The 16,580-nt window shown below is 49.6% G+C and carries 13 protein-coding genes; all 13 read left to right on the top strand.

All coding sequences use genetic code 11. From position 1 onward, the window contains the following. Nucleotides 1–176 precede the first annotated feature (176 nt). The 13 genes from ASG93_RS14640 (at nucleotide 177) to rlmN (ending at nucleotide 16,566) form a co-directional block, all read left to right on the top strand. Nucleotides 177–2,972, top strand: coding sequence for a calcium-translocating P-type ATPase, SERCA-type (locus ASG93_RS14640; RefSeq protein WP_056833086.1), 2,796 nt, complete (start codon nucleotides 177–179; stop codon nucleotides 2,970–2,972). Between the two features lie 271 nt (nucleotides 2,973–3,243). Further along, nucleotides 3,244–4,074: a diaminopimelate epimerase gene (gene dapF, locus ASG93_RS14635; protein ID WP_056833084.1), complete on the top strand. Its 831-nt coding sequence runs from the start codon at nucleotides 3,244–3,246 to the stop codon at nucleotides 4,072–4,074. A gap of 36 nt (nucleotides 4,075–4,110) precedes the next feature. Next, the gene (locus ASG93_RS14630; RefSeq protein WP_056833082.1) at nucleotides 4,111–5,985 is read left to right on the top strand and encodes a bifunctional homocysteine S-methyltransferase/methylenetetrahydrofolate reductase; all 1,875 of its coding nucleotides are present in this window, start codon (nucleotides 4,111–4,113) and stop codon (nucleotides 5,983–5,985) included. A gap of 41 nt (nucleotides 5,986–6,026) precedes the next feature. Beyond that, nucleotides 6,027–6,899, top strand: a complete 873-nt coding sequence (locus ASG93_RS14625; protein WP_321166685.1) for a YicC/YloC family endoribonuclease — start codon at nucleotides 6,027–6,029, stop codon at nucleotides 6,897–6,899. Nucleotides 6,900–6,932: 33 nt separating this feature from the next. Further along, nucleotides 6,933–7,193 carry an extracellular matrix/biofilm regulator RemA gene (gene remA / locus ASG93_RS14620; protein WP_009672664.1) on the top strand — a complete coding sequence of 87 codons (261 nt, stop codon included), beginning with the start codon at nucleotides 6,933–6,935 and terminating at the stop codon, nucleotides 7,191–7,193. After that, nucleotides 7,183–7,821 carry a guanylate kinase gene (gmk, locus tag ASG93_RS14615; protein WP_056833079.1) on the top strand — a complete coding sequence of 213 codons (639 nt, stop codon included), beginning with the start codon at nucleotides 7,183–7,185 and terminating at the stop codon, nucleotides 7,819–7,821. The genes remA and gmk overlap by 11 nt, the downstream gene beginning before the upstream one ends. Further along, nucleotides 7,822–8,049 (top strand): DNA-directed RNA polymerase subunit omega, encoded by a 228-nt coding sequence (rpoZ, locus tag ASG93_RS14610; RefSeq protein ID WP_056833077.1) that lies wholly within the window; start codon nucleotides 7,822–7,824, stop codon nucleotides 8,047–8,049. A 68-nt stretch (nucleotides 8,050–8,117) separates the two neighbouring features. Further along, complete coding sequence (coaBC, locus tag ASG93_RS14605; RefSeq protein ID WP_056833073.1) at nucleotides 8,118–9,338, top strand: bifunctional phosphopantothenoylcysteine decarboxylase/phosphopantothenate--cysteine ligase CoaBC; 1,221 nt, start codon at nucleotides 8,118–8,120, stop codon at nucleotides 9,336–9,338. Next, entirely contained in the window at nucleotides 9,338–11,851 is a 2,514-nt protein-coding gene (priA, locus tag ASG93_RS14600) for a primosomal protein N' (protein WP_056833071.1), read from the top strand. The genes coaBC and priA overlap by 1 nt, the downstream gene beginning before the upstream one ends. A 41-nt stretch (nucleotides 11,852–11,892) precedes the next feature. Then, nucleotides 11,893–12,375, top strand: coding sequence for a peptide deformylase (gene def / locus ASG93_RS14595; RefSeq protein WP_056833069.1), 483 nt, complete (start codon nucleotides 11,893–11,895; stop codon nucleotides 12,373–12,375). Nucleotides 12,376–12,386: 11 nt separating this feature from the next. Further along, nucleotides 12,387–13,349 carry a methionyl-tRNA formyltransferase gene (gene fmt / locus ASG93_RS14590; protein ID WP_056833496.1) on the top strand — a complete coding sequence of 321 codons (963 nt, stop codon included), beginning with the start codon at nucleotides 12,387–12,389 and terminating at the stop codon, nucleotides 13,347–13,349. Between the two features lie 251 nt (nucleotides 13,350–13,600). Then, the gene (gene rsmB / locus ASG93_RS14585) at nucleotides 13,601–15,019 is read left to right on the top strand and encodes a 16S rRNA (cytosine(967)-C(5))-methyltransferase RsmB (protein WP_056833495.1); all 1,419 of its coding nucleotides are present in this window, start codon (nucleotides 13,601–13,603) and stop codon (nucleotides 15,017–15,019) included. A gap of 479 nt (nucleotides 15,020–15,498) precedes the next feature. Further along, on the top strand, nucleotides 15,499–16,566 hold the full coding sequence (gene rlmN, locus ASG93_RS14580; RefSeq protein WP_056833068.1) for a 23S rRNA (adenine(2503)-C(2))-methyltransferase RlmN: 1,068 nt from the start codon (nucleotides 15,499–15,501) through the stop codon (nucleotides 16,564–16,566). Nucleotides 16,567–16,580 lie beyond the last annotated feature (14 nt).

Below are 16,580 nucleotides of genomic sequence, written 5' to 3'. Positions count from 1 at the left end.
CACAATTATCTCCTCGGATAAAAACTTTGCTAACCTCTATGATGCCATACTTTTCACAAAAACTTAAGCGTTAGTCGGCAAGAAAGATGATTTCAGGGATATTTTCCTGCTTGTCTGAATACATTTACTTATGAGTTAATGGCGAGATTATGTGGAAGTGGGAGGGAGAAGGGCAGATGAGTCAGAATAAGTGGTACCAGTTGACATCGGAAGAAGTCCTGCAGTCACAGCAGGTGAGCATGCAGCAAGGATTGCCCTGGGAGGAAGCTTGGAAGCGACAGGCGGAAGTTGGTCGAAACGAGCTTTCCGAAGGGAAGCGTGTTTCTCCGATTACACTGCTTTTGAATCAATTCAAAGATTTCATGGTGCTAGTCTTATTGGGGGCGACCTTGATTTCCGGCTTGCTGGGTGAATATTTAGATGCCATTACCATTATCGTTATTATTGTGATGAATGGCATTCTTGGTTTTACACAGGAATTTCGTGCGGAACGTTCATTACGTGCACTTAAAGAACTATCAGCCCCTAATGCAAATGTTTGGAGAGAAGGCGCAGCTCATCAAATACCAGCTCGTGATTTGGTCCCAGGCGATATTATTTTGCTCGAAAGTGGGGACCGGGTGCCGGCAGATGTGCGCTTTCTGGAAACGAATGGCGTATATATCGAGGAGTCAGCCCTAACAGGGGAGTCGGTGGCCGTCAGCAAAATAACATCGCCTATATCTAACGATGAAGTACCACTGGGGGATCAGCGCAACCTGGGTTTCATGGGTACGATGGTATCGCGTGGAACGGCCAAAGCTATTGTGGTTCGTGTCGGGATGAGCACGGAGATGGGGAAAATCGCTGATCTGATTCAAAATACAGAATCGATGGAAACGCCGCTTCAGCATCGCTTGGAACAGCTTGGGAAGATTCTGATTATCGTTGCGATTGCACTGACAGTTCTCGTTGTTATCGCAGGTATTATGCATGGACAACCACCTTATGCGATGTTCCTGGCGGGTGTCAGCTTAGCCGTCGCCGCTATTCCGGAAGGACTTCCGGCTATAGTAACCATTGCGCTTGCACTCGGCGTACAGCGTATGATTAAGCGCAAAGCCATTGTAAGGAAATTGCCTTCTGTAGAAACCTTAGGCTGTGCCTCGGTCATCTGCTCTGATAAAACAGGAACGCTGACGCAGAATAAAATGACGGTTACGCACTTATGGGTGGGCGGCGATGTGCTGGAAGTGACGGGCGACGGGTATACGCCGGTTGGGGATATCCAATTAAGTGGACAAAACACCGATGCGCTTAAGAACCCATCACTCAGCAGGCTGCTTCACGTGTCCGTGCTTTGTAATAATGCAACCTTGTATGAGGAAAAGCAGGAGTTGAAACGGAAGAAGGGCAAGGACGGCAAAGACGGCGTCGTCTCTGTATGGAACATTAAAGGGGATCCAACCGAAGGTGCATTAGTGGTCCTGAGTGCGAAGAGTGGCATTACCCAGGAGTCGCTAAGCGAGAAATATAAGCGTATCGCCGAATTTCCTTTTGACTCTGAGCGTAAACGGATGTCTGTTCTTGTGACTTCTGAGCATGGTCGGATGGCTTGCACGAAGGGCGCTCCTGATGTTCTCATTCAACATTGCAGCTACATCCTATGGGATGGAAAAGTGATTCCGTTTACGTCAACGCTGAAACAGAAAGTGATTTCTGCCAACGAAGGCATGGCCAAATCCGCTCTGCGGGTGTTGGGGATTGCTTACAAAGAACTTAAGAGCAGTGACCGATACGAGGATTATGAGGATGTAGAAAACAGTCTGATCTTTGTCGGATTAACCGGCATGATTGATCCACCGCGCAAAGAAGTTCGTGAGTCAATCTCAAAGTGCCGTAAAGCAGGCATCAAAACGATCATGATTACAGGTGACCATCAGACAACTGCTGAGGCGATCGCTAAGCAGCTTGGTATGATTCCAGCAAATGGAGTCAGCATGAGCGGTCAGCAGATTGCGAGTCTCTCGGACGATGAACTGGATGCTAAAGTGAATGATACCTACGTGTATGCGAGAGTTTCCCCTGAGCATAAACTGCGTATCGTCAAAGCTTTGCAGCGTAAAGGACATGTCGTCGCTATGACGGGGGATGGCGTGAACGATGCACCAGCGATCAAAGCTGCGGATATCGGCATCGCGATGGGGATTACAGGAACGGATGTATCCAAGGAAGCTTCCTCTTTAATTCTCAGCGATGATAACTTCTCCACGATCGTTGCAGCGATTGAAGAAGGACGCGGTATCTATGAAAATATTCGTAAATTCATCCGGTATCTGCTTGCCTCGAATGTGGGCGAAATTATGACGATGTTCATTGCGATGATGGCCGGTCTCCCTTTGCCGCTAGTACCGATTCAAATTCTATGGGTGAATCTTGTCACCGATGGCCTTCCTGCTATGGCGCTGGGTGTGGATCAAGCGGAGAAGGATTTGATGCAGCACAAGCCGCGCTCGTCAAAAGAAAATATTTTCGCAAGACGTTTGGGTTGGAAAATTATTTCCAGAGGTATTCTGATCGGCGTTTGCACCTTGGGTGCTTTCTGGCTCGTATTGCGAGTCAACCCATCTGATGCTGATACCTTAGTGAAAGCGCAAAGCGTTGCATTTGCCACTTTGGTCATGGCTCAACTCATTCATGTGTTCGATTGCCGCAGCTCACGCTCTATTTTCCACCGTAATCCTTTTCAAAATCGGTACCTTGTTCTCGCTGTGCTTTCCTCGCTCATCTTGATGTTGGCCGTTATGTATGTGGAAGCTCTTCAACCTATCTTCAAAACCGTTCCACTTGGTTGGAAGGATTGGATTCTGGTTCTGGTCGCCGCTGGCATTCCGACCTTTTTAATGGGACTGGGCAGCGTGCTGTCGCCAAAGCGCAACAAGAATTCACCTCGTTCTGTTTCGTACAATTCGTCCAAGCCGAGTTTTAGATAGGGATTTGAAGGCAACCTTTTTCTCATTTGAAATGAAAGTGGTGCACAAAGCTGCCTTGAGGCGGCTTTTTTGCTTGAAACGGGCCTTAGATCTCCATGGGATGGGATGTAAAAGTCGGATATCGAATAATTCAGCTAGTAACACTATCCCATTAGCTCATGTCGTGGCGAATCAGAGAGATATTCGGTTGGAATGGGAAGTAAGGACTATGCATCAAGACATTTTTACGCTATGATAATGGCTAAACCGCATACTGGGAGTGCTATAAACAATGAATTTCACAAAAATGCATGGTCTAGGCAACGACTTTATCGTAGTAGCTGGTGAGAAAGAACTTCCTGCTGATGCAGATCAGCGTGCGATCCAGCTATGCAATCGTTTCTTTAGTATTGGAGCCGACGGCATCGTCTATATTCTTCCTTCTGACAAGGCTGATTTCAAAATGCGCATTATGAACTCCGACGGTTCTGAAGCCGAGCAATGCGGCAATGCCATTCGCTGCGTTTCTAAATATGTATACGATCATAAGCTAATTGATAAAACGGAGATTACCGTTGAAACACTTGGCGCAGGCGTACAAAAGGTACAATTAAACGTACAAGATGGCAAAGTTCGGACGGTTCGCGTAGATATGGGTCAACCGATCCTGAACGGCCTTCAAGTCCCAACTACGGTCGATGAAGCTAAAGTTATTAATTACCCGATTGAAGTGGACGGAAAAGAATTTCGTTTTACAGCGGTTTCGATGGGGAATCCGCACTGTGTCATTTATGTGGAGGATGCTGTGAATTTCGATCTGGCCACATGGGGGCCGAAGCTCGAAGTGCATCCGATGTTCCCGCGTAAAATCAATGTCGAATTCGTTACGGTAAAAAATCGTGCTTATACGGATATGCGCGTTTGGGAAAGAGGAGCAGGTCCTACACTTGCTTGCGGAACTGGCGCTTGTGCAACGCTTGTATCTTCCGTATTAAACGGTTTAACGGACCGTGAAGCGACAGTTTCGCTCAAAGGCGGAGAGTTGTTTATCGAATGGAATGAAGCGGATAACCATGTTTATATGACCGGACCTGCAGAAGAAGTATTTACGGGCACGCTTTAAGTTCATTACATTTTTTTGGTAGGTGGGGAATTTATTATGAAATTGGATCTTCGTACGGCGCTGCAGCGGGACATTATAATCGGTGACGGCGCTATGGGGACTTATTTATATCAGATGGGATTTCCTGTCGGCATTTCTTATGAAGAATTGAATTTGCTTAGACCGGAAACGGTTGCTGACGTGCACCGCCGTTATTTTGAGGCAGGTGCGCGTCTTATTGAAACGAATACATTCTCGGCTAATCGCGAAAAATTATCCAAGTACGGATTAGAAGGCGATGTTGAAGCCATTAACCGCGCAGGTGTTGAGCTTGCCAGAAAAGCGGTTGGCGACGAAGCATATGTCGTTGGAGCTATCGGATCTATTCGTGCGGGCAAGCGCAAAAACGTTCGTACGTCGGATGTTGAGGAATCACTCCGCGAGCAGATTGGCATCTTGCTGGATTCACCTGTAGATGGGCTATTGCTTGAGACCTTTTATGATTTGGAAGAGCTGCAGCTCGCGCTGCGCATCATTCGCAGCATGAGTGAGCTGCCTGTCATTTGTCAGTTCGCTAACGAAGGCACTGGCAGCACCCAAGACGGCGTTCCGCTGCAAGAAGCGTTCGGGCGGTTGCGCGACGACGGGGCTGACGTTATTGGCTTCAACTGCCGCGTCGGCCCGAACGGGATTCTCCGTTCGATGGAGAAGCTAACTCCAATCGCCGGCATCCCGTTCTCCGCGTTCCCGAACGCGGGGCTGCCCGACTACGTCGACGGGCACTACACCTATGCGGCGACGCCTCAGTACTTCGCCGAGAGCGCTCTGCGCTTCGCTGACCTCGGCGCGCGCATCATCGGCGGCTGCTGCGGCACCACGCCGGAGCATATCGCCGCCGTCGCTCAGGCGCTGCAAGGCTACGTCCCAGCTGCGCCTGGTACGGTGTCCTCCGCGCGAGCTGTGCGCGTGAGCGAGCCCGCCCCGGCGAAGCCTGCGCCGCCGGCAGGCAAACCTTCGCTGCTCGAAATCGTGAAGCAGCGCAAAACCGTCATTGTCGAGCTGGATCCCCCGCGGGATCTCGACATCGAGAAATTTATGCAGGGGTCTAAGGCCCTGCAGGATGCCCATGTCGACGCCATTACGATGGCCGACAATTCACTGGCCGTGACGCGCATGAGCAACCTGGCCCTCGGCTACCTCGTGCAGGAACGCTTAAGCACGCGACCGCTGATCCACATCGCGTGCCGCGACCGCAACATGATTGGGACGCAGTCCCATCTGATGGGTCTTCACGCACTAGGTATTGACCACGTGCTGGCCGTGACCGGCGATCCCGCCAAATTCGGCGATCTCCCTGGGTCCAGCTCCGTCTACGATCTGACCTCATTCGAGATTATTCGCATGATTAAGCAGCTTAACGAAGGCATTGCCTTCTCGGGTAAGCCGCTAAAGCAGAAAGCCAACTTCGTTGTTGGGGCTGCTTTTAATCCGAATGTGAAACATTTGGACAAAGCGGTTCAGCGCTTGGAACGCAAGATTGAAGCTGGCGCCGATTACATCATGACGCAGCCCGTCTACGACGCTAAGCTGATTGAACAAATTTATGAAGCGACGAAGCATTTAAATATACCGATTTTCATAGGTATTGCTCCGCTGGCTAGCGGAGGGAACGCTGAATATCTGCATAATGAAGTTCCAGGTATTCGGTTATCCGATGAAGTAAGAGAACGCATGAATGGACTCAAGGGCGAAGCAGGACGGGCAATGGGCGTTGAGATTGCCAAAGAGCTTCTGGATGCAGCAATGCCTTTCTTTAATGGCATCTATCTGATGACCCCTTTTCTGGCCTATGAGATGTGCGTAGACCTAACGAAGTATGTATGGGAAAAGTCGAATCGGCATGATTTCCACTTGTACCCACTTTCAAAATGAATTAAAATAGGTTAATGGATGTGATTAGGATGATTTGCAGTATGACCGGATTCGGACAAGCGAATCGTTCTTTTGCGGGATACAACGTGTTTATCGATGTGAAATCGGTCAATCATAGGTATAGTGAAGTGTCGATTCGATTGCCGAAGGAATGGGCGGCTTTTGAAGACGCTTTGAAGAAAACGGTGCTGCAAGCGGTGAAGAGAGGACGGGTAGACGTCTTCGTCACGGCGGAACGTGAAACGGCTTCCCCGAAGAGCGTTACGGTTAATTTTGCTTTGGCAGATGCTTATTTACAGGCTGCAGAGCAGTTGAAGGAACGCTATGGGTTTGCCGAGCAGGTCGAACTCGAAGATTTATTGAAACTTCCGGATCTCATTCAGATGAAGGAGTCGCGTAAGGAACCTGATGAAGAGATTGAACAGGAGCTATGCGCCTGCTTGCAGGAGGCCGTTGCCAGATTATCCGACATGCGGCTGCGGGAAGGAGCGTTTCTGGAGCAAGATATTCGTGAGCGCTTGGCGGAATTGAAGCGAATCCATGTCGAATTGGTAGCATTAGCACCTCAAGTGGTTCAAGACTACGCGGCTAAGATGACGTACAGAATTCAGTCACTTCTTCAGGAGCAAACGCCTGTGGATGAGCAGCGCCTAGCGACAGAAATTGCGATATTCGCAGATCGTTCGAATGTGGATGAGGAATTAACTCGACTGAAAAGTCATTTTGAGCAATGTGAACAATTGCTGACAGAGAAAGAGCCTGTTGGACGAAAGTTGGATTTCTTGATTCAAGAAATGAATCGAGAAGTGAACACGATCGGATCCAAGTCCAATCACTCGGAGCCTACGGCTAGAGTGATTACGATGAAAGCAGAGCTTGAGAAGATGCGCGAACAAATACAGAATATCGAGTGAAGCGGCATGGAGCTTCGCGAGGAGGAAGTCGTAATGGCTATCAAATTAATTAATATCGGGTTCGGCAACATCGTATCAGCGAACCGCATTATCTCGATCGTAAGTCCGGAATCGGCACCGATCAAGAGGATCATTCAAGAAGCGCGTGATCGTCACATGCTGATTGACGCTACATATGGTAGAAGAACCCGTGCCGTTATTATCACTGACAGCGACCATGTGATATTGTCGGCAGTACAACCAGAGACGGTAGCGCATAGACTTTCCAACAAGGACGATGATCATGACGAGTAATACGAATACCCTTGAGCGTGAGAGAGGCATTCTGATTGTTTTATCGGGTCCTTCCGGTGTCGGCAAGGGAACCGTTTGCGCCGCGCTGCGCAAGTGTTCGCCGGATATCGTATACTCGGTATCGGCCACAACCCGTTCTCCTAGACAAGGGGAAGTGGACGGTGTGAACTATTTCTTCAAAACGCGTGAGCAATTTCAACAGATGATCGAAACGGATGAAGTGCTGGAATGGGCCGAATATGTAGGTAATTTCTACGGTACTCCGAGACGTTTTGTTGAGGAAACGCTGCGCTCCGGTCGAGATGTCATCTTGGAAATCGAAGTGCAGGGTGCTCTGCAAGTCAAACAAAAGTTTTCCGAAGGTGTTTTCATTTTCTTGCTGCCGCCCTCTCTAGATGAGCTTGAGAATCGCATTGTAACACGTGGTACGGAAACGGATGAAGTCATTCGCAGCCGCATGTCGGTAGCTATGAATGAAATTCGCTTGATGGAGCACTATGACTATGCGATTGTAAATGACCATGTAGAAACGGCTTGTTCCAAAATACAAGCGATTCTCTTAGCAGAACATTGCAAAAAAGATCGGATGTATCCCAAAATCGTACAATGGATGGATGAGGTGAATTGAATGCTATACCCTTCAATTGATAAACTGCTTGATATCGTGGATAGCAAGTATTCACTAGTTGTAGCTGCTTCCAAAAGAGCAAGATCCTTGCGTGATGGCGCTAAATCAAATTTGAAAGGCCAAAAGGCCCATAAACATGTTGGAGTTGCGTTAGAAGAACTTTACGGTAACTATATCGGTTACGAGAAACTTGAGACGACAGAGACAGAGAAATATCAGAAGAAATAAATTGGTTTACCCAACAACCCTAGTGGTTGTTATTTTTTTCTCAAATTGTGCGTAGAAAGGGGATACCTATGAGTGTACTTCATGGCAAAACGATTGTACTCGGCGTATGCGGAGGCATTGCCGCTTATAAAGCTGCTGCGTTAACGAGTAAATTGACACAAGCTGGTGCAATTGTGCGTGTTATTATGACCAAATCAGCTGTTGAATTCGTAGCGCCATTAACGTTTCAAACGCTGTCTCGTCATCATGTTTTCGTGGATACCTTTGATGAGAAAGATCCTTCGGTTGTATCCCATATCAACTTGGCGGATAGCGCTGACCTCGTGCTTGTTGCGCCTGCAACGGCGAATATGATTGGCAAGCTGGCGCTTGGTCTTGGTGATGATATGCTCAGTACGACGCTTCTTGCAACCATGGCACCGATATGGGTAGCGCCTGCAATGAACGTGCATATGTATGTGAATCCGGCTGTGCAGCATAATATGCAGACCTTATTAAGTCGTGGCGTGCGTTTTATCGAACCGGGCGAAGGGCAGTTGGCTTGCGGATACGTCGGGAAAGGACGGCTTGCTGAACCTGAAGAGATTCTTGCTGCTATTGAGCGTCATTTTAAGGGGGAGGCTAGGCGCTTAGAAGGACAACGTGTTCTTGTGACTGCCGGAGGCACCGTTGAACGCATTGATCCGGTGCGGTACATTACGAATGATTCTTCCGGCAAAATGGGCTATGCTATCGCTGAAGAAGCGGCGCGTATGGGAGCCAAGGTGACACTGATATCAGGGCCATCTGCGTTATGCACACCTGAGGGTGTCCAGCTCATCAAAGTTCAGTCTGCTTTGGATATGAGAGAGGCCGTGCTAGCTCATTTGGACGAAAGTAACCTCATTGTCAAAGCTGCTGCGGTTGCCGATTACCGCCCAGCCGTTGTTTCCGAGCAGAAGATCAAAAAGAAGGCGGACTCGCTAACACTGGAGCTGATTAAAAATCCGGATATTTTACAGGAAATCGGTGCGCTCAAAAAGCATCAGTTCGTCATTGGGTTTGCAGCGGAGACGGAGCGTTTGGATGAGCATGCGATGGACAAGCTGAACCGTAAAAACTGTGATCTCATCGTTGGTAATGATGTGTCACAGGAAGGTGCGGGCTTTAGCGGAGATACGAATGTGGTGCGGTTTTATGATCGTAATGGGCTCGTAGAGGCCCTGCCTATACAGAGTAAGAAAGATGTGGCACGCAGACTGCTTGAGCTTGCAGCGGATCGTATGCATACCGCAGCGGGGAAATCCTGATGTACGCCAAAGTCATTGTCGATGTCCCAGCGAAACAAACGAACCGGGCATTCGACTATGAAGTACCCGCTTCCTTAAGCAAATGGGTTGAAGTGGGCAGTCGCGTTGGTGTGCCTTTCGGCCCTCGGGTGCTGCAAGGCTTTGTTGTCGAACTGCATAAGGAAACGCAGGTGGATGCGAATCGCATCAAGCCGATTCAGAACGTCCTGGACTTGGTTCCTCCACTTACGGAGGAACTTGTGAGTCTGGGGAGATGGGTCAGCCGCATGTACTTGTGCCATGAAGTTATAGCACTCCAGGCGATGCTGCCCGCTGCACTCAAGGCGAAATATGAGCGGGCGATTGGGGTTGGGGAGGAGTCTGGCGAGCAGTCGTTGCTGGACATGTCAGATCTGCAAGAGATTGTTAGCTTCGTGAAGTCCAAAGGCTCAGTTTCGATGGATGCTTTAATGGAGCGTTTTGCAAGTGACGGCGCCCTCATTAAACAACTGCTGAGCGCAGGTATCCTAACGGAAGTACAAGTGGTCAAAGACCGCATGAATACGAAGAAGGCGTTAACCGTTTTCCCTCCAACTGGAGGGAGCGGACTGGAAGAGGCTTTGGCCGAACTTCCTGCCAGAGCTAACAAACAGCAGGATGTGCTGCGTTATTTGATGGAGCATCCACACGCGATTCGGCTTACGGAGCTGATGGAAACGGTGGAGGTCGGCGCTAGCACGGTCAAAAGCTTGGCGGATCGGGGGTGGATTGAGCTTCGCGAGGTCGAAGTGATGCGCGACCCCTATGCGGGGCGTGCTTTCACGCGGACGAAGCCGCTTCCCTTAACAGAAGAACAGAGTCGTGTCTTCGCGGAAATTCGGGATGCTGTAGCGGAGGAACGGAATGAGGTATTTCTGCTGCATGGGGTAACGGGCAGCGGTAAAACCGAAGTGTACTTACAATCCATTCAACAGTGCTTGGATATGGACAAAGAAGCGATTGTACTCGTTCCCGAAATTTCGCTGACACCACAGATGGTAGAACGATTTAAAGGGCGGTTCGGCGATTTGGTCGCTGTCCTGCACAGTCGGTTATCGAATGGCGAACGGTACGACGAATGGCGTAAAATTATGCGCAAGCAAGTGAAGGTTGTGATCGGCGCTCGTTCGGCGATTTTTGCTCCTTTTACGAGAATTGGCCTTATTATCATTGATGAAGAGCACGAATCTTCCTATAAGCAGGAGGAGAGCCCCAAATATCACACTCGTGATGTGGCGGTTCAAAGAGCAAAGCAGCAAAATGCCGTCGTTGTGCTCGGTTCCGCAACTCCCTCTCTGGAAAGTATCGAGAAGACAAGGCGACGCCGTGACAGGGAGAAACCTCCTTTTCGTTTGTTGACGATGCGGGAACGCGTAGCCAGCCGACCCATGCCCCCAGTAGCTATTGTCGATATGCGTGAGGAGCTGAAAAACGGAAATCGTTCTATGTTCAGCCGTTCCTTGTATAAAGCGATCGAAGATCGGTTACAAAAGAAAGAACAGATTGTTTTACTGCTGAATCGGCGTGGGTATGCGACGTTCGTGATGTGCCGTACATGCGGTTTCGTCTCGCAATGTCCGCATTGTGATATTTCACTAACCTATCATCAAAGCTCGCGTATGCTGCGCTGTCATTATTGCGGCTATGCGGAGCGCGAGGTCACGCAGTGTCCTAGCTGCCAGTCGGAGCATATTCGTCATTTTGGAACAGGAACACAGCGTGTTGAAGAGGAGCTTAGTAAGATTTTCCCCGGGATACGGGTCATCCGCATGGATGTCGATACCACGACGGAGAAAGGCTCGCATGAAAAATGGCTGACGATGTTTCGCGAAAAGCAGGCGGATGTGCTGCTTGGCACGCAGATGGTAGCCAAAGGGCTGGATTTTCCCGACGTGACCTTAGTGGGGGTTATCGCAGCGGATACGGTGCTTAATTTGCCGGATTTCCGTTCAGCGGAGCGGACTTTTCAGTTGTTAACACAGGTAGCAGGCCGGGCGGGTCGCCATGAAAAGCAAGGCGAAGTGTTCGTCCAGACATACACACCTGAACATTATAGTGTACAGTATGCAAGCCAGCACGATTATATCGCTTTTGCGAACCATGAGCTTGATATACGCGCAAATTTAGGCTATCCGCCTTATCAGCGGTTGATTCTGATCACTTTCTCGCATGAGCAGGTTCCGCTTCTGGTGCGCTCTGCGGAGGCTTTTGTAACAAGATTGAAGGAGATTGCTTTTACGTATCAGGCTCAGCAGGTGGATCTGTTTACGAACACGTTGTCCGCGGATCAATCTTTTCAAATGGACGTGCTAGGACCTGTTGCATCGCCGATTTCACGAATCAAAGATAGATATCGATTCCAATGCGTGGTAAAATATCGGGGGGAAGATCAGGCTGCAGAGATCGTGGCTAAAGCAGTAGCTTGGTTTGAAGAGCGCTCAGCGAAAGAAAAGCTGCTGATAAGCGTGGATGTAGACCCGCAATATTTGATGTAAGGAACCCCAAATAGAGAAGACTTCAAAGGTAGGTGCACATTATGGCTATTCGTATTATAGTTAAAGATCCAGATCCAGTGCTGCGTGAGAAAGCCATTACGGTTACGAAATTTAATTCCAATCTGCATAAACTGCTAAATGATATGGCAGACACAATGTATGAAGCTGAGGGCGTGGGTCTTGCTGCCCCGCAAATCGGTATTCTTAAACGCGTTATTGTCATGGATTGCGGAGAAGAGCACGGTGGTTTGATTGAAATGATCAATCCTGAGGTTGTCACTTCCAGCGGTGAACAACTGGGGCCGGAAGGCTGCTTAAGCATTCCTGGACTTCGCGGCGATGTACTTCGACCGCTCCATGTTACGGCCAAAGGTCAAGATCGTGATGGGAATCCGATTGAAGTGACGGGGACGGATTTGTTGGCTCGCTGCATTTTTCATGAAATCGATCACTTGAACGGTGTTCTGTTTACGGATCTTGCAACCAAAACGTATACAGCTGAAGAAGAGGAAGATTCCGAGTGAACATTATTTTCATGGGCACGCCGGATTTCGCAGTACCCTCCTTGCGTCTGCTCTTGGAGGAAGGCTATAACGTAACGACGGTTGTCACACAGCCGGATCGGCCGAAAGGGCGGAAGCGCGTCCTGACGCCGCCTCCGGTGAAGGTTGAAGCAGAAAAGCATGGGATTCCGGTACTTCAGCCGGAGAAATTGCGTCAAGCGGATTCAGTTGAGCTTTTGAGACAATTAAAACCGGATTTGATTGTAACAGCTGCTTACGGACAGATTTTGCCCAAAGCGGTTTTGGACCTGCCGCAGTACGGATGTATTAACATCCATGCTTCACTGCTGCCCAAATATCGAGGCGGAGCGCCGATCCATCATGCTGTGATTCGTGGCGAAGCTGTAACAGGTGTTACGATTATGTATATGGCCGTAGGTCTTGATACCGGAGATATGATTTCAAAGGTGGAGCTTCCGATCGAAGATACGGATACAACGGGCTCATTATTTGAAAAGCTAAGTATAGCTGGTGCTGATCTACTTAAGCGTACATTGCCGGATTTACTGGCAGGACGTATTCAGGTTGCCCCACAAAATGAGGCAGAGGCCATTTATTCTCCGAATATCCGCAGGGAGGACGAGTTGATCGATTGGTCGCGTTCTGCTGTCGAGCTTTGGAATCAAGTACGCGGCTTAAACCCGTTCCCCGGTGCTTACACGCTCTGGAATGGGGAAGTTATGAAAGTGTGGGCTAGCGCGAATCCCAAAAGTTCTTCGGAGCCAAGAAGCCGAAGCTTCTCTGGAATCAGCAGTGAGGCACCTGCTCCTGGAACTGTACTTGGCAGTAATGAGCAGGGCATTGAAGTGATGACGGGTGAAGGTACGCTGTGGCTGACCGAGATCCAACCTTCAGGCAAAAAGGCGATGCCCGTGTCAGAGTTCGTACGAGGGGTGCAAATCCCAGCTGGTACGGTATTCGGACAGAGTAACTAAAGCAACCAAGGATAAACGACTCCGTCGTCCCTTTGGGGCGAATGTGTTTGTCAAGGTTGATGCGAAGCTAAAGTATACAACCTATACTTTCTATTCAACCAAGGATAAACGACTCCGTCGTCCCTTTGGGACGAATGCGTTTGTCAAGGTTGATGCGAAGCTAAAGTATACAACCTATACTTTCTATTCAACTAAAAAATGAGGTATTCGATTTGTCAACGCAAAAACCAACTCGTCCGCAAAACGGACTTATGAAACCGCAGGGGGCCGGCAAGCCCTCTGCTCCAAAATCATCCTCAGGCGCTGCGAAGAGCAGCGCTGTTAAGCATTCTGCCCGTGATGCGGCACTGGATGTGCTGATTCGGGTTGAAGAAAATCAATCGTACAGCAATTTACTGCTGAATCAGGTATTGCAAAAGCATGCTCTAGAGCGGGCGGATGCGGGACTGGCGACGGAGCTCGTTTATGGGACCATCGGACGGAAAAATACGATCGATTTCTTCTTGGAGCGTTTCGTCAGCAAGGGGCTCGCGAAGCTTGAGCCCTGGGTGAGATGCTTGCTGCGGCTGAGCTTCTATCAGCTGCATTATTTGGACCGCATTCCCGACCATGCGGTCGTGAGCGAAGCGGTCAATATCGCGAAGCGCCGAGGCCATCAAGGCATCTCGGGCATGGTCAACGGCGTGCTGCGCGCGGTCATCCGCAGCAAAGAGGAGCTCACGCTGCCGGCTGCGCTCGGCGACGTAAAGCGCATCGCGCTGAGCCATTCCCATCCGGAATGGCTCGTGCGCCGGTGGATCCGTCAGCTGGGTGCCGAGCTGACGGAACAGATCTGTGCGGCGAACAATGAGCCGCCGCACGTAAGCATTCGCGCGAACGCGAGACGCCGCAGTCGCTTGGAGCTGCTGGAGCAGCTCCAAGGCAGCGGCCTCAGCGCGGAAGCGTCAGAGCTGGCCCCGGCCGGCATCCTTGTGCAGGGGGCCGGAAACATGGCGTTAGTCCCCGGCTTCCAGCAGGGGGACTTCTCGATTCAAGACGAGAGCTCGATGCTCGTCGCCGAAGCACTGGATCCGCGTCCAGGCATGACGGTGCTGGACTGCTGCGCCGCCCCTGGCGGCAAGACCGCCCATATCGCCGAGAAGATGGACGATGTGGGCAAGATCTGGGCTTGTGATTTGCACGAGCACAAGCAGAAGCTGATCGCAGATCAAGCGGAGCGTCTGGGACTGTCGTCGATCCAAACGCTTGTGTTGGATGCTGCGAAGCTGGACGAACATTTTGCGGCGGAGTCATTTGACCGCATCCTGCTTGATGCGCCCTGTTCGGGCCTTGGGGTCATTCGCCGCAAGCCTGACCTCAAGTGGGCGAAGCAGGAAGCAGAGATTGACGCAATTAGCGAGCTGCAGCATGCTATTCTGAGCAAAGTGCATAGGCTGCTCAAGCCGGGCGGCGTGCTGGTCTACAGCACGTGCACGATTGAGCACGCGGAGAACGCGGGCATGGTTGAGCGCTTCCTCGCCGAGCATAGCGAGTTTGAGCTAGCACCGCTTCCGGCGGATGTTTTCGCAAGCATTGACCCTGCGGCTGCAGCAGCCGGTATGGTGCAAATCCTTCCGCAGCAGTTCCATTCCGACGGTTTCTTCATTGCACGGCTTCGCAAACGTGTATAGCTTGTAGGCTGCGTAACGGTTCTTGGTTTAACTGTATTAACTACAGTTAATTTCAAGGAAACCGGGACAATCACGGGTACAAACTGCATTTTGTACAGCAAAAATGAGTGAATCAGGGGAATTAAGCTGATTTTATCTAAATCAACTGCACTTTTTACAGCTAAATCGCCTCAAAAAAGGCTAAGTGTTAGATTTAACTGCACTTTTTACAGTTGATTGCCTCAAAAAAGGGCTAAGTATTCGACTTAGCTGCATTTTTTACAGTTAATTGCCTCAAAAGGCGCTAGGTATTGGATTTACTCTGCACTTTTTGCAGGTAATGCTCGGGTGGTTTGGGTTGGTGTTGACGGTTACTCGGCACGTAATTGCCTATCGTTCGCAGCTGCTAACCACGGGGACGTGTGTTCGTTCCCGCTTTGTGATAAAATAACATACGATTAGCAAAAAATCAGGACAAATAACAACAGGTTGTGATAAATATGGGAAATAAACCTTATGAGAAAGATAAACCGTTTGTATATGATTTGAATTGGGATGAATGGCAGAGCTGGGTAAAAGAGAACGGCGAGTCCTCCTTTCGTGCCGGGCAAATTTTCGATTGGCTTTATATTAAGCGGGTATTCAGCTTCGATGAGATGTCGAACTTGCCGAAGACGCTGCGGGACAAACTGAAGGATCAGTTTGAGTTCGTTACGCTTTCCGAAATTGCCAAGTATCAGTCGCAGGACGGTACAGTCAAGTTTTTATTTGAATTGGAAGACAAGAATGCCATTGAAACAGTTGTCATGAAGCACAACTACGGCAACAGTATTTGCGTTACAACGCAGGTTGGGTGCCGGGTAGGGTGTACGTTTTGTGCATCTACGTTGGGCGGTTTGAAGCGGGACTTGAGACCGGGTGAGATTGTGGCCCAAGTTGTTAAAGCCCAGAAATTGCTGGATGAGACTGAGGAGCGAATCTCTTCCATCGTCATCATGGGTATTGGCGAGCCTTTTGAAAATTATGAAGCGACGATGAATTTCCTTCGTGTCATGATTCACCCCAAAGGTCTGAACATTGGACAGCGTCATATCACGGTATCGACGAGTGGGATTGTGCCGAACATTTACAAGTTCGCTGATGAGAATTTGCAAGTCAATCTGGCGATATCTATTCATGCGCCGAATGATACGCTCAGATCCAAGCTGATGCCTGTCAATCGTAGATTCCCATTCGTAGATTTAATTGATGCGTGTAAGTATTACATTGCCAAAACCGGCAGACGAATTACGTTTGAATATGCCCTTATGGGGGAAGTGAATGACCAGCCTGAACATGCAGAGGAACTAGCACAAGTGCTGAAGGATATGCCGCTTAGCCATGTGAACCTGATTCCTGTGAATTTCGTGGCCGAACGGGATTTCAAACGTACGCCTAGGGATGATATTTTCACCTTCCAACGTATTCTTGAGAAGGGCAAAATTAATGCCACCATACGTCGTGAACAAGGTAGTGACATTGCTGCTGCCTGCGGACAACTGCGCGCGAAGCATATGGAGAACAAGTAATGAGGTGAAATCCG

This window comes from Paenibacillus sp. Soil787, assembly GCF_001429545.1.
GTDB lineage: Bacteria > Bacillota > Bacilli > Paenibacillales > NBRC-103111 > Paenibacillus_E.
Note: the sequence above shows the minus strand (reverse complement) of the source record. Positions and strands in the feature narration are given on the sequence as shown.

Excerpts from the sequence above, each read along its gene's own strand:
- ASG93_RS14640 (WP_056833086.1), top strand. The coding sequence starts at position 177 with ATGAGTCAGAATAAGTGGTACCAGTTGACATCGGAAGAAGTCCTGCAG.
- dapF (WP_056833084.1), top strand. The coding sequence starts at position 3,244 with ATGAATTTCACAAAAATGCATGGTCTAGGCAACGACTTTATCGTAGTA.
- ASG93_RS14630 (WP_056833082.1), top strand. The coding sequence starts at position 4,111 with ATGAAATTGGATCTTCGTACGGCGCTGCAGCGGGACATTATAATCGGT.
- ASG93_RS14625 (WP_321166685.1), top strand. The coding sequence starts at position 6,027 with ATGACCGGATTCGGACAAGCGAATCGTTCTTTTGCGGGATACAACGTG.
- remA (WP_009672664.1), top strand. The coding sequence starts at position 6,933 with ATGGCTATCAAATTAATTAATATCGGGTTCGGCAACATCGTATCAGCG.
- gmk (WP_056833079.1), top strand. The coding sequence starts at position 7,183 with ATGACGAGTAATACGAATACCCTTGAGCGTGAGAGAGGCATTCTGATT.
- rpoZ (WP_056833077.1), top strand. The coding sequence starts at position 7,822 with ATGCTATACCCTTCAATTGATAAACTGCTTGATATCGTGGATAGCAAG.
- coaBC (WP_056833073.1), top strand. The coding sequence starts at position 8,118 with ATGAGTGTACTTCATGGCAAAACGATTGTACTCGGCGTATGCGGAGGC.
- priA (WP_056833071.1), top strand. The coding sequence starts at position 9,338 with ATGTACGCCAAAGTCATTGTCGATGTCCCAGCGAAACAAACGAACCGG.
- def (WP_056833069.1), top strand. The coding sequence starts at position 11,893 with ATGGCTATTCGTATTATAGTTAAAGATCCAGATCCAGTGCTGCGTGAG.
- fmt (WP_056833496.1), top strand. The coding sequence starts at position 12,387 with ATGGGCACGCCGGATTTCGCAGTACCCTCCTTGCGTCTGCTCTTGGAG.
- rsmB (WP_056833495.1), top strand. The coding sequence starts at position 13,601 with ATGAAACCGCAGGGGGCCGGCAAGCCCTCTGCTCCAAAATCATCCTCA.
- rlmN (WP_056833068.1), top strand. The coding sequence starts at position 15,499 with ATGGGAAATAAACCTTATGAGAAAGATAAACCGTTTGTATATGATTTG.